The 14,337-nt window shown below is 59.1% G+C and carries 14 protein-coding genes; 6 read left to right on the forward strand and 8 right to left on the reverse strand.

All coding sequences use genetic code 11. The annotated features are described in order from the left end of the window. Position 1: 1 nt before the first annotated feature. From ACXX83_RS12525 to ACXX83_RS12535, 3 genes are all read left to right on the forward strand, one after another. Positions 2 to 829 (forward strand): ABC transporter permease, encoded by an 828-nt coding sequence (locus ACXX83_RS12525; protein ID WP_015095519.1) that lies wholly within the window; start codon positions 2 to 4, stop codon positions 827 to 829. Next, on the forward strand, positions 822 to 2,294 hold the full coding sequence (locus ACXX83_RS12530; protein ID WP_458548615.1) for an aldehyde dehydrogenase family protein: 1,473 nt from the start codon (positions 822 to 824) through the stop codon (positions 2,292 to 2,294). Before ACXX83_RS12525 ends, ACXX83_RS12530 begins: the two co-directional genes overlap by 8 nt. 497 nt (positions 2,295 to 2,791) lie before the next feature. Next, complete coding sequence (locus ACXX83_RS12535; RefSeq protein ID WP_458548616.1) at positions 2,792 to 3,559, forward strand: metallophosphoesterase; 768 nt, start codon at positions 2,792 to 2,794, stop codon at positions 3,557 to 3,559. A gap of 13 nt (positions 3,560 to 3,572) precedes the next feature. Here ACXX83_RS12535 and ACXX83_RS12540 read toward each other — a convergent pair whose 3' ends face one another. Beyond that, on the reverse strand, positions 3,573 to 3,773 hold the full coding sequence (locus ACXX83_RS12540; protein ID WP_458548617.1) for a YbdD/YjiX family protein: 201 nt from the start codon (positions 3,771 to 3,773) through the stop codon (positions 3,573 to 3,575). Positions 3,774 to 3,973: 200 nt separating this feature from the next. Here ACXX83_RS12540 and ahr point away from each other — a divergent pair, with 200 nt between their 5' ends. Beyond that, entirely contained in the window at positions 3,974 to 5,005 is a 1,032-nt protein-coding gene (gene ahr / locus ACXX83_RS12545; RefSeq protein WP_458548618.1) for an NADPH-dependent aldehyde reductase Ahr, read from the forward strand. 227 nt (positions 5,006 to 5,232) lie between these two features. Here the strand turns inward: ahr and ACXX83_RS12550 are convergent, their stop codons facing one another. From ACXX83_RS12550 to ACXX83_RS12570, 5 genes are all read right to left on the reverse strand, one after another. Further along, on the reverse strand, positions 5,233 to 6,783 hold the full coding sequence (locus ACXX83_RS12550; protein ID WP_458548619.1) for an ArnT family glycosyltransferase: 1,551 nt from the start codon (positions 6,781 to 6,783) through the stop codon (positions 5,233 to 5,235). A gap of 3 nt (positions 6,784 to 6,786) precedes the next feature. Next, positions 6,787 to 7,065 (reverse strand): lipid-A-disaccharide synthase N-terminal domain-containing protein, encoded by a 279-nt coding sequence (locus ACXX83_RS12555; RefSeq protein ID WP_007976061.1) that lies wholly within the window; start codon positions 7,063 to 7,065, stop codon positions 6,787 to 6,789. Continuing rightward, on the reverse strand, positions 7,062 to 7,802 hold the full coding sequence (locus tag ACXX83_RS12560) for a glycosyltransferase family 2 protein (RefSeq protein ID WP_458548620.1): 741 nt from the start codon (positions 7,800 to 7,802) through the stop codon (positions 7,062 to 7,064). Before ACXX83_RS12560 ends, ACXX83_RS12555 begins: the two co-directional genes overlap by 4 nt. 49 nt (positions 7,803 to 7,851) lie before the next feature. Continuing rightward, positions 7,852 to 8,829 carry an NAD-dependent epimerase gene (locus ACXX83_RS12565; protein ID WP_458548621.1) on the reverse strand — a complete coding sequence of 326 codons (978 nt, stop codon included), beginning with the start codon at positions 8,827 to 8,829 and terminating at the stop codon, positions 7,852 to 7,854. 198 nt (positions 8,830 to 9,027) lie between these two features. Further along, positions 9,028 to 9,648, reverse strand: coding sequence for a cell wall hydrolase (locus tag ACXX83_RS12570; RefSeq protein ID WP_458548622.1), 621 nt, complete (start codon positions 9,646 to 9,648; stop codon positions 9,028 to 9,030). Positions 9,649 to 9,790: 142 nt separating this feature from the next. Between ACXX83_RS12570 and ACXX83_RS12575 the strand changes: the two genes are divergently transcribed. Both ACXX83_RS12575 and proS read left to right on the forward strand, forming a co-directional pair. Continuing rightward, positions 9,791 to 10,642: a CAP domain-containing protein gene (locus ACXX83_RS12575; protein WP_217835474.1), complete on the forward strand. Its 852-nt coding sequence runs from the start codon at positions 9,791 to 9,793 to the stop codon at positions 10,640 to 10,642. 219 nt (positions 10,643 to 10,861) lie between these two features. After that, entirely contained in the window at positions 10,862 to 12,352 is a 1,491-nt protein-coding gene (gene proS, locus ACXX83_RS12580) for a proline--tRNA ligase (protein WP_458548623.1), read from the forward strand. Here proS and ACXX83_RS12585 read toward each other — a convergent pair. Next, on the reverse strand, positions 12,344 to 13,591 hold the full coding sequence (locus tag ACXX83_RS12585) for an MFS transporter (RefSeq protein ID WP_458548624.1): 1,248 nt from the start codon (positions 13,589 to 13,591) through the stop codon (positions 12,344 to 12,346). The two genes, proS and ACXX83_RS12585, sit on opposite strands and share 9 nt — an antisense overlap. After that, positions 13,578 to 14,336, reverse strand: a complete 759-nt coding sequence (locus ACXX83_RS12590) for a class I SAM-dependent methyltransferase (protein WP_458548625.1) — start codon at positions 14,334 to 14,336, stop codon at positions 13,578 to 13,580. The genes ACXX83_RS12585 and ACXX83_RS12590 overlap by 14 nt, the downstream gene beginning before the upstream one ends. Position 14,337 lies beyond the last annotated feature (1 nt).

Raw genomic sequence — 14,337 nt, forward strand, 5'->3', positions numbered from 1 at the left:
CATGTGGCTGCGCAGCTATTCCACTTCGCTGTACCTGTTCCTCTACGCGCCGATTGCCTTGATCGTACTGTTCAGCTTCAACGCCGGGCGCAGTGGCCTGGCCTTCCAGTGCTGCTCGGTGCAATGGTTCGGCACCGCGTTCGGCAACCCCTTCATCATGGAAGCCCTGGGTAACAGCGCGCTCATCGCCTTCAGCTCGGCGGTGATCGCCACGCTGTTCGGCACCCTGGCGGTGTTCGGCTTGCAGCGCTGCGGCGCCAAGGTGCGCCTGCTGTTCGATGCGCTGACCTACTGCGCGATCATCGTGCCCGGTATCGTCATCGGTATCTCGACGCTGATCGCCTTCATCAGCCTGTTCGACCTGATCAACCCGCTGCTGGCGAGCTGGCTGCCCACTGTGCCGAAGTTGAACATGGGGTTCTTCACCGTGATCGCCGCACACTCGCTGTTCACCATGGCCCTGGTGATGGTGATCGTGCGCAGCCGCGTCGATTCCCTCGACAAGGCCCTGCTGGAAGCCTCGGCGGACCTGTACGCGCCACCGATGGACACCTTCTGGCGGGTGACCCTGCCGCAGATCAGCCCGGCGATCATGGCCGGGTTCCTGCTGGCCTTCACCTTCAGCTTCGACGACTTCATCATCGCCTTCTTCGTCGCCGGTTCCGAAACGACGTTGCCGATCTACATCTTTTCCTCCATCCGCCGCGGCGTGACGCCGGAGATCAACGCGATTTCCACGGTGATCATCTGCGTGTCGCTGGCCCTGCTGTTCACTTCCCGCCATCTGCAAAACCGCCGCACCGGCGTCCAGGAGTCGCACCATGCGTGATCAGCTCTACATCAACGGCGAATGGGTCAGCCCGGACCTGGGTGGCTATCTGGACGTGATCGATCCTGCCACCGAACAGGCTTTGCACCGCGTGGCAGCGGGTACTGAAGAAGATGTCGACCATGCCGTGCGCGCCGCTCGCAGGGCCTTCGATAATGGTTGGGGTCAGACCAGCGGCGCCGAGCGTGCGCAGTGGCTGGAGGCATTGGCCGATGAACTGGAGGCCGGCAAACAGGCACTGGCGGAACTGGAAGTGCGCGACAACGGCAAACCGCTGCCCGAAGCGCAGTGGGACATTGGCGATGCGATTGGTTGCTTTCGTTACTACGCCGGTCTGGCCCGCGAACTGGATCAGCAGCAGGACCAGCCGCTGGCCCTGCCGGACGAGCGTTTCCGCTGCCGCATCCGCCACGAACCGATAGGCGTGGCCGGGCAGATCATTCCCTGGAACTACCCGCTGCTGATGGCCGCGTGGAAAGTGGCGCCGGCGCTGGCCGCCGGGGCCACGGTGGTGCTGAAACCGTCCGAGCTGACGCCGCTGACCGCCCTGGAACTGGCCGCCGCCGCCGACCGTATCGGCCTGCCCGCCGGGGTATTGAACCTGGTCACCGGCCTGGGCGCCGACGCCGGCAGCCCGCTCACCGAACATCCCGGCGTGGACAAACTGGCCTTCACCGGCAGCGTGCCCACCGGGGCGAAAATCATGTCGGCGGCGGCGCGGGACATCAAGAATATCAGCCTGGAACTGGGCGGCAAGTCGGCCTTTATCGTGTTCGATGACGCCGATGTCGAAGCCGCCGTGGAGTGGATTCTGTTCGGGATCTTCTGGAACCAGGGCCAGGTGTGCAGCGCCACATCACGCCTGCTGGTGCAGGAAAGCATCGCCCCACGCCTGATCGAACGGCTGGTGGAGGAAACCCGCAAGATCAGCATCGGCCCCGGCATGCAGCCCGGGGTTCTGCTGGGTCCGCTGGTCAGCCAGGGCCAGTATGACAAGGTGCTCGGATTCATCGATCAGGGCCTGGCCAGTGGCGCCCGTTTGCTCACGGGCGGACGGCGCCCGGCGCATCTGGCCGAAGGGTATTTCATTGAGCCGGCGATCTTCGATGAGCCCGGCCACAGCAGCATTCTGTGGCGCGAAGAAGTGTTCGGCCCGGTGCTGTGCATCAAGCGCTTCAAGACCGAAGAACAAGCAGTACAAATGGCCAACGCCAGCCGCTTCGGCCTGGCCGCCGCCGTGATGAGTGCCGACCTGCAGCGCACCGCCCGGGTCGCCAACCAGCTGCGCGCCGGGATCGTCTGGGTCAACTGCTCGCAACCGACCTTCGTCGAAGCGCCTTGGGGCGGGATGAAACACAGCGGCATCGGCCGGGAACTGGGGCAATGGGGGCTGCACAATTACCTGGAGGTCAAGCAGGTGACCGAGTACGTCAGTGACAAGCCTTGGGGGTGGTATTTGAAGTAAACAGGTCAACTGTGGGAGCGGGCTTGCTCGCGACGGCGGTAGTTCAGTCAATATCTCTATTGGATTTGCCGGACTCTTCGCGGGCAAGCCCGCTCCCACAGGGATTTTGGCCAGCCGTGGGATTGGCGTTCACTGAAGATCAAAACTGTGGGAGCGGGCTTGCTCGCGAAGGCGGTAGTTCAGTCAATATCTCTATTGGATTTGCCGGACTCTTCGCGGGCAAGCCCGCTCCCACAGGGATTGTGGCCGGCCGTGGGATTGGCGTTCACTGAAGATCAAAACTGTGGGAGCGGGCTTGCCCGCGAAGGCGGTAGTTCAGCCAATATCTCTATTGGATTTGCCGGACTCTTCGCGGGCAAGCCCGCTCCCACAGGGATTTTGGCCAGCCGTGGGATTGGCGTTCACTGAAGATCAAACTGTGGGAGCAGGGTTGTGGCGACGGGCTCACAACGCGTAACTTGATTGACCAGCCCTCCAAGACACGCCGGAGTTGATCCATGCGCATCGCCTTGCTGTCCGACATGCACCTGTCCGTCAACGCGGTCCCCTTTCCCGCCGTGGACGCCGATATTGTCGTGCTCGCCGGGGACATCGCGCGACCCGCCAAGGCCATCGAGTGGGCCAGGGCGTGCCCGGTTCCGCTGCTGTACGTGGCAGGCAATCACGAGTTCTATGGCAGTGACCTGGTCTCGACCTACGAACAGCTGAACAGCCTGGCGCAAGGCACGCAGATCCACGTGCTGGAACGTAAGGAGTACGTGCACGACGGCGTGCGTTTTCTCGGTTGCACCTTGTGGTCTGACTATCGTCTGCTCGACAGCCCCGAGGATCGAGCGCTGGGTATCAACCTGGCGACTCAACTGATCCGTGACTTCAGCCACATCAAGATCGCCCCCGATTTTCCAGACCTGTTCACGCCGGCCATTTCCCAGCTGGTGTTTCTGCAGACGGTCGCCTGGCTGGAAGACTGCTTCGCCCGCGACAGCAGCACGCCCACGGTGGTGGTCTCGCATTTCGCCCCGACACGATCGAGCATCAGCCCGACCTTTGCCGATTCGCCTATCAACTCGAGTTTTGTCTCGGATCTCGAATCGCGGATCAAAGACTGGCAGCCGGCGCTGTGGCTGCATGGCCACACCCATGGCAGTTTTGATTATCGGGTGGGCAACACCCGCGTGGTCTGCAACCCTCGGGGCTATGCCAAGAACGGCATCAACGAAAACCCCGACTTCGATGATGCCTTCGTGATTGATCTGGATTTCTGAGGTAGCTCTCGAGTCAGCAGCACCGCGTATTGCACTTGCCCCGACCGAAACGCGCTTCCTGGCGTTCGCGGAAAAACGCCTCATAACTCATCACTGGCTCGCCCGGATGGTTGCGGGCCATTTGTGCCACGTAGTTGTCGTACTCGGGAACGCCGACCATCAATCGGGCGCTCTGGCTGAACATTCTGGCGACCTGCTGCAGTTTGCGGAACATGGCGGAGCTCTCTGTTGTCGTGGGACCTGGCCCCATGAAACCGCGCTCATGTATCGGCATTGTGTCCAGATCGGGCGCCTTTGTATTTTCAAGTATCCAGGCTCGCGCCCGATGCGACGCCGGCAACCCGCTACACTTTCCTCGCTCCGCCGCTGCTCCCGAGCGGCCAAGCCCCCTGACTTCTGATCTGGAGGTATCCCATGAGCGACAGCAGCGAACTCACCACCTTTACCGGCTGGGCCGCCACGACAGCGGGCGCGCCACTGGAACGCTACAGCTACGATCCCGGTCCGTTGGGCAACGATGAGGTGGAAGTCGCCGTAGAGTATTGCGGCGTCTGCCACTCCGATCAGTCGCTGATCGACGACGACTGGGGTATCAGCCGCTACCCGTTCATTCCCGGCCATGAGGTGGTCGGTCGTATCGTGCGGATGGGCGATCAGGTGCGTGGCCTGGAACTGGGGCAACGGGTGGGCATCGGCTGGTACAAGGGCAGTTGCATGCATTGCACGTCCTGTATCGAAGGCTCGCATAACCTGTGCAGCACGGTGCAACCGACCATCATCGGCAGCAACGGCGGCTTTGCCGACCGCGTCCGCTCGCACTGGGCCTGGGCCCTGCCGATCCCGGCCGGGCTCGACCCGGCAATGGCCGGGCCGTTGTTCTGTGCCGGCTCGACCGTGTTCAACCCGCTGGTGGAATTCGGCATCAAGCCCACCGACCGGGTCGGCGTGGTGGGTATCGGCGGCCTTGGTCACCTGGCGCTGCGCTTTCTCAACGCCTGGGGCTGCGAAGTCACGGCGTTCACCTCATCGCTGAGCAAGCAGGACGAAGCCAGGCGCCTGGGCGCACACAAGGTGGTTGCCTCGACCGACTCCGATGCGCTCAACGACATTGCCGGCACCCTGGATTTTCTTCTGGTCACCGCCAACGCCAACCTCGACTGGACCGCCATGCTCGCCACCCTGCGCGGCAAGGGGCGCCTGCACTTTGTCGGCGTCGTGCCCGACGCGATTCCGGTGCACGTGTTCAACCTGATTCCCCAACAAAAAACCATGTCCGCCTCACCGGTGGGTTCACCGGCCAACACCGCGATGATGCTGGAGTTCTGCGCCCGCCATCAGATCCTGCCGCAGGTCGAGATGTTTCCCATGAGCCGGATCAACGACGCCATCGATCACTTGCGCAGCGGCAAGGCGCGCTACCGCGTGGTGCTGGACGCCAGCCGGTGACAGGAGAGCCGAACGCGGTCTCCTGTAGGAGCTGGCCTGCCAGCGATGGTCGTTAACGATAACGCGGGTGAGCTGGATGAACGCGGTCCCCTGTAGGAGCTGGCCTGCCAGCGATGGTCGTCAACGATAACGCGGGTGAACTGGATGAACGCGGCGCGCTTGAGTCCATCGCCAGCAGGCTGGCTCCTACAGTTTTCCGGGATTGCGTGAAGGACCTTTTTTTGTCTTCAGGGATTGGCTACCTGCGCCGGCGCCATTGGCATGTGCGGGTCATTCCAGCTGAACCGATAGGCTTTGCCGGTTTCAGGCGGCTGGCATTTGCCGTTGTCGGCATCCGCGCCCACGATCGACCAGTTCGCCCGGGCGTTTTCGCCCAGCTCACGGGCCGCTTCGGCGTTGAAACACTGGTTCAAAACGTCATCCGGCACCAACGCGTAGGCCTTGGGGTGTTCGCGCAGATACAGCGCGGCCTTCTCGATGGACGAGTTGTCCATGCCGAAATGCACGATCGGCTGGCGGGCGAACAACCAGTGCCCCTCCTCCCAGTTGACCAGCACCAGATCGGCGCCCCGGGTCATGGTCGCCGCCTGCGCCATGAGCACCTGATCGATATTGGTGCCGTCCTTGAGCGGTTCGATGAAACCCCGGGCGAACCACAGCGCGAACCAGGTTGCCACCAGTGCCGGGAACACTCGACGCAAACGCGGGTGCTTTTTGAACCAGCGCTTGAGCAGCCAAGGAATCAGCGGCGCGGCGACCAGCACCAGCCCGGGCAGCGCCGGGTAGATGTACAACTTGCGCTTGCCCGTGCTGATGCAGAAAAACAGCACCACCAGCACCACCCAACCGAGCAATACCAAAACCCTGCCGTCGCGTTTTTGCAACTGCCGGCGCCAGGCAGGCACCAGCCATGGCAGCACCAGCACCAACGGTAGCCAATACTGCGGAATCACCTTGGTGAAGAAGTACCAGAACGGTTCGCGGTGATGCCATGCCGCGGCATAGCGGCCCGCGGTCTGACGCAGGAGGATCTCCCGCGCATAGGCCATTTCATCGGCGCTGCCATTGAGGATGATCGACAAGGCCAGGGGCAGCAGCCAGGTCGCGATGGCGCCAAGCATCAGCGCAAGTCCGAGCAACCACTTGCGCGCCTCGCCAGGCATGGCCACCACGCCGGGCCAGCCTTTGCGCACCGCATAGGCGTACGGAATCAGCAACAGCGCCGGCAGAAAACCCACGCCCTTGGTGATCACACCGATGCCCATGGCCGCGCAGCCGGCGTAAAACCAGCGCCACGCAGGTCCCAGCAGCAGGTGCCGCGCCAGACCGTAGACGCCAAGCGAGGTGAACAGAATCAAAAAGCTGTCGATCTGGCCGGTGCGCAGGATGCTGTAGGTCTGGTAGGTCGCCAGGTACAGCAGCGCGGCGTTGCGCCCGGTACGCTGGGTCCACAGGCGACGACCCAGGTCATAGACCATCGCCGTGACCGTCACGGCCGAAAACAGTCCCGGCAGGTAGAGCGCGATGTTGGGCTTGCCGGTCAGCCAGGTGAAGAACGCCACAGTCCACATGAAAATCGGCGGTTTGTCACCGTAGATCTCGGCGGCACGGTGCGGGATCAACCACGAGCCGTTTTGCAGCATCTCCAGGGCGACGCCGAGGAAGCGCTCCTCATCCACGTTCTGAGCCTGGCGCAGCCCCAGCCCCGCGCCGATCAGCAACAGGGCAAGCAGCATCAGTCCCAGGCACTCGACCCGGGGCGACAACGATCTACGCATGGTTTATTCCTTCACGCTGCGGCTTTTGGCAATCAATTGCAGGTTGCGAAAATAGACGATGGAGCCAAAGGCCTGCCCGGCAATGAACACCGGATCCTGACGGTAGATGGCGTAAGCGAGCAGCAAGGAGCTGCCAACGATGCTCAGGTACCAGAAGCTGGTCGGGATCACGCTGCGCTTTTTGTATTCGCTGTACAGCCACTGCAGGACAAAACGCCCGGTAAAGGCAATCTGCCCCGCAAAGCCGACCACCAGCCACAGAGTTTCACGGGTCAGCATCATCCTTCGAGCTCCTGGGCAATGGTGTTCAGCCGCGTGCGCTTGATCAGCCACCAGACGCCGATCAGGTCAAGAATGCCCACCAGCGCGCGGTCGAGATTGCCGTATTTCGACACCCCGGCCGTGCGCGGCCGGTGGTTGACCGGGTGCACGATCATGCGCCCGTTGTGGCGCTGGATCAGCGCCGGAATGAAGCGGTGCATGTGGTCGAAGTACGGCAGGCGCAGGAACGCCGCGCGCTCGATCAGCTTCAGGCCGCAACCGGTGTCCGGGGTGGCGTCCTTTAGCAGGCGGCGGCGCAGGTTGTTGGCGAACCGCGAGGCGTAGCGTTTGCTCGCGGTGTCGCGGCGATTGACCCGGTGCCCGGCGACCAGTTGCACATCGACCTTGCCCGGTTCGCCGCGCACCAGCGCCAGCATGCCGGGGATGTCCGCCGGGTCGTTCTGGCCGTCGCCATCGAGGGTCGCCAGCCATTGCCCGCGCGCCTCCCGGGCGGCGTGGTACAGCGAAGTGCTCTGCCCCAGCGAACGCTCGTGATGCAGGATGCGCAGGGTGTTCAAGCCGCTCTGGCGGATCTGCCGCAGTTCCTGCAGGGTCGCATCGGTACTGCCATCGTCGACGACGATGATTTCGTACGACTCATCGGCCAGCGCCACGCGGATTTCCTCAAGCAGCGGCTTGAGGTTGTTCGCTTCGTTTTTGGCCGGGATCAGCACGGATACAAAAATGTCTTGGCTCATGGAGTCTCTCTCGCCTTTCATGATTTTTTCGAGATCAGAGGCGAACGCTTCAAATCCGATAGAACTGCCGATACCACTGCACAAACGCTGCGACGCCGGTTTCCAGCGTCACCTGCGGACTGAACCCCACCCATTCGGCCAGTGCCGAGACATCGGCCCAGGTCTTGACCACATCACCGGCCTGCAGCGGCAGGTAGTTACGCCGGGCCTGCCGATCGAGGGCCGACTCCAGGCACTCGACGAAATCCAGTAATGCCACCGGCATGCCACGCCCGATGTTGAAGAGCCGGTTGACGCCAGCGCCAGAGCCTTGCGGCACCGGCGGCTTTGGGCGCAGTCGGGCGATGCCTTCGACAATGTCGTCGACATAGGTAAAGTCGCGCGACATCTGGCCCTGGTTGTAGATGTCGATGGGCAGGCCTTTGAGGATGGCGTCGGTAAACTTGAACAACGCCATGTCCGGGCGGCCCCACGGGCCGTAGACGGTGAAAAAGCGCAAGCCACTGGCTTTCAAGCCATACAAGTGGCAGTAACTTTCGGCCAACAGTTCATTGGCGCGCTTGCTGGCCGCGTACAGCGATACGGGATGATCGACAGGGTCCTCGACATTGAACGGCATCTTGTTGTTGGTGCCGTACACCGAGCTGCTCGAGGCATAGATCAGATGCTCGGGGCGATGGTGCCGGCAGGCTTCCAGCACATTGAGGAAACCCACCAGGTTCGACTGGGCATAGACATCCGGGTTGTCCAGCGAGTAACGCACCCCGGCTTGCGCCGCCAGGTGCACCACCTCGGTAAAACCATGGTCGCGGAACAGGTCCATCAGGGCCGGTTTGTCGACGATGTCCATTTTCCGGAAGCGAAAACCCGGCAAAGTCTCCAGCACCTTGAGGCGTGCGTGCTTGAGTTCCACGTCGTAGTAGTCATTGAGGTTGTCGATACCGACGACGGCCTGCCCCTCGTGGCACAAGCGCCGGGCCGTATGAAAACCGATGAAACCGGCGGCACCGGTGACCAGGACGGTCATGGAGCGCACGCTGGCGACTGCGCCGCGATCGACGCGAAATTACTGATCCAGACCCTCACCCGCTTCATGTGCAGTTCCTGCTTATAACGTCATGTCACGCACGGTTGCGTCATGCAGCTTATAAAACAGAAACATTTCAGTTTGGATAACGCCGCGCACGACCTCTGCAAAAACACTATCTGGCCGAAATCAGCGCTGCTACCTGGCCGATCCGTCACGGGGCTTATAGAACCGGAACAGGCCGATATCCACGGTCCTGATGTATTCCCTGGCCCAATCCGGCTTGACCGTACGATCATGGAAATACAAGGCACCCTGGGTGCGATCCGGCAGTTCCTTGTTCAGGGCCTTGCGCGCGATTTCCTTGGCCATCGCATACGGCACCTCTTCCTGGACCGAGTCGGATCTGCCGTCACACCACCAGGAGAACTGACAGCTCTTGCTCTCCGATCCCTGCTTGACCACCTTGCACACCGTGTCCGGAAAGCCCTCGTGACCCAAGCGATTCATGACCACATTGGCCACCGCCTCCATGTCGGCAGAGTCCTTGCCCTTGGCTTCCCAGTAAATGGAGCGGGCCAGGCACGTGATCGCATCGTCCAGCGGCGCGGCACCTCCCGGGTCAACGGCCTGGACCTCGGACGGGGTAATGGCTTCGGCCTTGGGAGCCGTTGCCGGGGATTCATTCTCGGCGGCCTTCTGTTCCAGCACCTGGGCCTTGTTCTCCGCCGATTCCTCTTTTTGCTCCTGATCCGTAGCCGATACCGGGCCGGCGAGCAGTGTGAGGGCGAAGCAGGTGGCGATCCAGTCGAGGCGCATGGTCGGTGTCGCTCGGTGAGTGGTTCGATTCAGTCTAGTCGTGAAATGATTTCGCCCACCCCACTACACTCTGGATAAATCCGTTGTCTTAAATGGGCCAACTTCGCGCATCATGAGCGCCATCTGCTCAAAGGGGATTTTCATGGGATTCATCTCATCCGCAATGCGCTTGGCCGGTGTGTCACTGGGCCTGGTATGTGCCGCCAACGCCATGGCGGCGGACGAAGCGCAATTGATCGAATCGATCAACGTCTACCGCAGCCAACTACAGCGCTGTGCCGGCCAGGTGTCATCGGAACTGCCGCCGCTGTCGGCCGACCCGCGCCTGGTGCTGAGCGCCTCGAGCATCGGTAATCTGCAGCAGGCCATGGCCGCTGCCGGTTATCCGATGAAAAACGTGCAGGCCATCAGCCTGTCCGGACCTCGCGATGCAGCCGCAGCGATGAAGGCGATCCAGGAGAGTTTTTGCCAGATCGTCCTCGACCCGCAATTCGTCGATGTCGGCGTCAGCCGCCAGGACCAGCAATGGCGCATCGTGGTCGCTCGGCCGTTGTTGAGCGCACGCTTGGGCGACGCGCAGGCCGAAGGCCAGAAGCTGCTCGCCGAACTCAACACCGCACGCACCCAGCCACGCCAGTGCGGCACGCAATCCTTCCCCGCCGCGCCAGCGCTGGCCTGGAACGCCACACTGGCCAGCGCCGCCGAAAGCAACTCGCGCTCCATGGCCAACAACAACTATTTCGACCACAAGGACCGCGACGGCCGCACCCCGGGCGACCGCGCGGAACTGGCCGGCTACAACTTCCAGCAGATCGGCGAAAACATCGCCGCCGGGCAAGACACCGCACACAAAGTGGTCGAAGGCTGGCTGTCCAGCCCCGGCCACTGCGCCAACCTCATGAACCCGCAGTTCCGCGAGTTGGGAGCGGCGTATGCGACCGACCCGAAGAGCGATGCGGGGATTTACTGGACGGCGATGTTTGGGGCGCAGTGAGTGCCATAGCCCCCGAAGCGATTGCATCGGGGGTTCTTTGTGGTCAATGAACATGTCGAAGAGTGGAGTAACTTCACAAAATGAAAGATCCTTCTGAAGGAAATTTCTGAAATATGAAAAACCACACATGAAATCTTGAAATTTCAAAGCGCAATAAATATACCTAGCCCCTACGACACCATTTCGAATAGCAAATTTCGACCTCAAAGTCAGGGCTCTATGAAAAACGCAATATCACCTACAAGAAATGACAACTTTTCTGACTGGTATCAACAAGTGATTATCCAGTCGGAAATGGCTGAGAATTCTCCAGTTCGAGGTTGCATGGTTATCCGTCCTTGGGGATATGGCATATGGGAGCAGATTCAACGAGAACTTGATCAGAAAATCAAAGACACAGGACATTTAAACGCCTATTTTCCACTATTGATTCCGTTATCCTTTCTTCAAAAAGAAGCCGAGCATGTTGAAGGCTTTGCCAAAGAGTGCGCGGTTGTAACCCATCACCGTCTCGAAAAATCAACGGATGGAACACTTACTCCCGCAGGAACACTAGAAGAACCGTTGATCATCAGGCCCACCAGTGAAACGGTCATCGGTGCATCCTTTTCACGATGGGTACAAAGCTATCGGGATCTGCCGCTACTTATCAATCAATGGGCGAACGTAATGCGCTGGGAAATGCGTCCTCGGATTTTCCTTCGCTCATCGGAGTTCCTATGGCAAGAAGGTCACACCGTTCACGCAACTCATGATGAGGCCTTGGACGAAACGCTAAAGATGCTGGATATCTACGAGCGCTTTACTACCGAGCACTTGGCCATACCGGTAATCAAGGGCGAAAAGTGCTCTTGGGAGCGTTTTCCGGGCGCCGTCAGCACCTATACCATTGAAGCAATGATGCAAGACGGCAAGGCCCTGCAAGCAGGTACTTCTCATTTTCTAGGCCAGAACTTCGCACAGAGTTCAGACATTCGCTTCGTGAACAAAGAAGGGATAAAGGAACTGGCATGGACCACGTCCTGGGGAGTATCCACGCGATTGATCGGCGCGATGATAATGGCCCATGGAGACGATGACGGGCTAGTACTCCCGCCCCTCGTGGCGCCGACCCAGGTGATCATTGTTCCGATCGTCCGCGACGAACAAAATGCAGATGCCATTAATGCCTACTGCAAAAAACTGCAAAAACAGCTTTCCCGGAAAAAACTGAAGGGGCAAAACCTAAGGGCCAGCATCGATTGGCGGGACATGAACGGCGGTGAAAAAAAGTGGTTCCACATAAAGCGTGGCGTCCCTGTCCGGGTCGAGATTGGCATTAAGGAACTGGAGCAAAATGTGGTGTCTTACTCCTGTCGAAACAACTGCAAAATTCTTCTGAAGCTTGACACTGAAAGTTTCGTTAAAAATATCTCTAAAATACTGGCCACCCTTCAAAAAGACATGTTGGAGGTAGCACAGAAGAAATTGGCCGACAACACCACAATGGTCACTACCCTGGACGAATTCAAAACGCGATTTAAACAGAACGCAAAACTTAACGCCTTTGTTCTCGCCCCCTTCACCGAAGACAAAAAAGTTGAAAAAGCCATCGGAGAGTTTGGAGTAACCGTTCGCTGTATTCCGCTCAACCAACCTAAAGCTTCCGCAACCTGTTTATTCACCGGTCGTAAAACGGACACCTGGGCACTTTATGCAAAATCATATTGATCCCTGATCGCCTACAGCCCTGCTATTGCGGGGCTGAACTGTTTCCAGAGAGGCCAACTTTTCGCCTGCGTTGTAAAAAATCACACCGCCTACAGTCAGCAACACCAATAGATACAACAAAAAATATAAGGGGCTGAAGCCAACGAGGATATAACCGCAGACCACCGGCGTGAATGCCGCTCCGAGATAGGTAAGGTTTTGAGAACTGTAGTACGCCCCTGCCATTCGGGCAGGAGCAATACGCGTGATATATAGAAACTCAAGAGGCTGAATGATGATCTCCCCCACCGTAAACAAGGTAGTGAAGACAGCCCAGGCAAATAACGTGCTGGAGAATGCAAACCCCAACAGACCGACGGCGAAGGCCAAGACACACCCGCACGTCCAAATCCTGAAGCGTTCAGCCGTTACCTTGCGACCGATCAGGTACTGCAACAGGATTGATGCCAGTGCGTTGGTGACGAATACCACATTGATGATTTCGTACATTTGCTCGGTGGAGTACATCGTCAGCAAGTATTGGCCTACATACAGGTGAAACTGCCCGAATACGCCGGCCAACAGGACACTGGCCACTGTGAATTTCAGCAGCTTGCAGTCCTTCGCCATATTCGCCAGAGAGCCAATAATGCCTTCGTTTTTGTCGCGTGGTTGTTCGCGCTCCTGTGTATCCGCGAAAGGACGGAACGCCGCCAAGGCAAATACAATCGCGGCTGCGCTGCAAAATAACATTGGCGAAACGCCTTGTTTGTTCAACCAGAGGCCGGCCAATGGCCCCAATGCATACGCCGTATTGGTAAGGGTGTATTTAATTGAGAGCACGGAAGCAGTTTCTGTTGAGGGAATCCAACGAGCGATACACATGCGTATGGCCGTTTCGAGGGACAGGTACGCCAGGTTGAGTACCAAGCACAGGATGAACACGAGCACCAGCGAATCGGACCACAACAGACCGGCGTACACAGCAGACTGCAGGACCGATGAACTCAGCATCAATCTTCTGATACTCATTCTGTCGAGTAACGCGCCAGACACCAGACTACCGACAGAACTCAGGAGGATGAATCCTCCTACAAAAAGACCGATCTGATCCACTGACAGCGAAAACCGCTCACTCAGGAAAATCAGGAAATAGGAAAGAAATGCAGCCCGCGCCAATGTTGGGAAAAATGATAATGGCACCACCCAAGCGGCTCCGCGCAATAGCTGATTCACATTCAACCGTTCAAAGACGTCCATAGACCACTCGCGTTTTATAGATCATGGAAACAACATCGTTTTGCCGGTATTGCTGATGCAGAGCGTTTAAGGCGCGGCTGGCCGAATCATATTCTGGTGTTCCGACCAGCATGGCATAAGAACAAGACATGGTTCTTTCTAGCAGTCCCGATGCGCTCAACTGCTGGCTATTGACGAACGTGCGCTCCTCGTACGGCCCCTCAAAAAACTGTCGGAGACGATCTTCCAGACATTGATCAATTTGTAACGTTTCCTCATAACGTTCGAACTGGTTCAGCAGCAGTTGCTCGTAATCACGATGAAATCCGTCGCAGTCGGGACTACGAATATTCCAGACAAGAAATACCGGGTTTGCTGTGGCCAGTACACGTCTGAACTCAGCCTGGGTCTTACCTGGATCAAACCAGTGGAAAGACTGACCACACACCACCGCCGACACGGAGCCGGAAGCAAATCCCGTTTGCTCGGCGGTAGCATTTCGAAAACTTGCATTGGGCGCATGGGTCCCCGCTCGAGCCTTTGCGAGCATCTGCGGATCAGGTTCCACGCCAACAACTGGTATTCCATTCAACGCCAGTTGCCGGGTCAGTATTCCGGTACCCGCACCGACGTCCAACACCGGCAAGCCCGAGGACAAATCGAGCTGATTGTGGATGAATTCGATTGCCGGCAGCGGATAGGACGGTCTAGCGCTGTCATAAATAGCGGATTTGTTTTGGTAGCTTTCAGCCAGTGAACAGACCATA

This window comes from Pseudomonas sp. GNP012 (assembly GCF_054343835.1).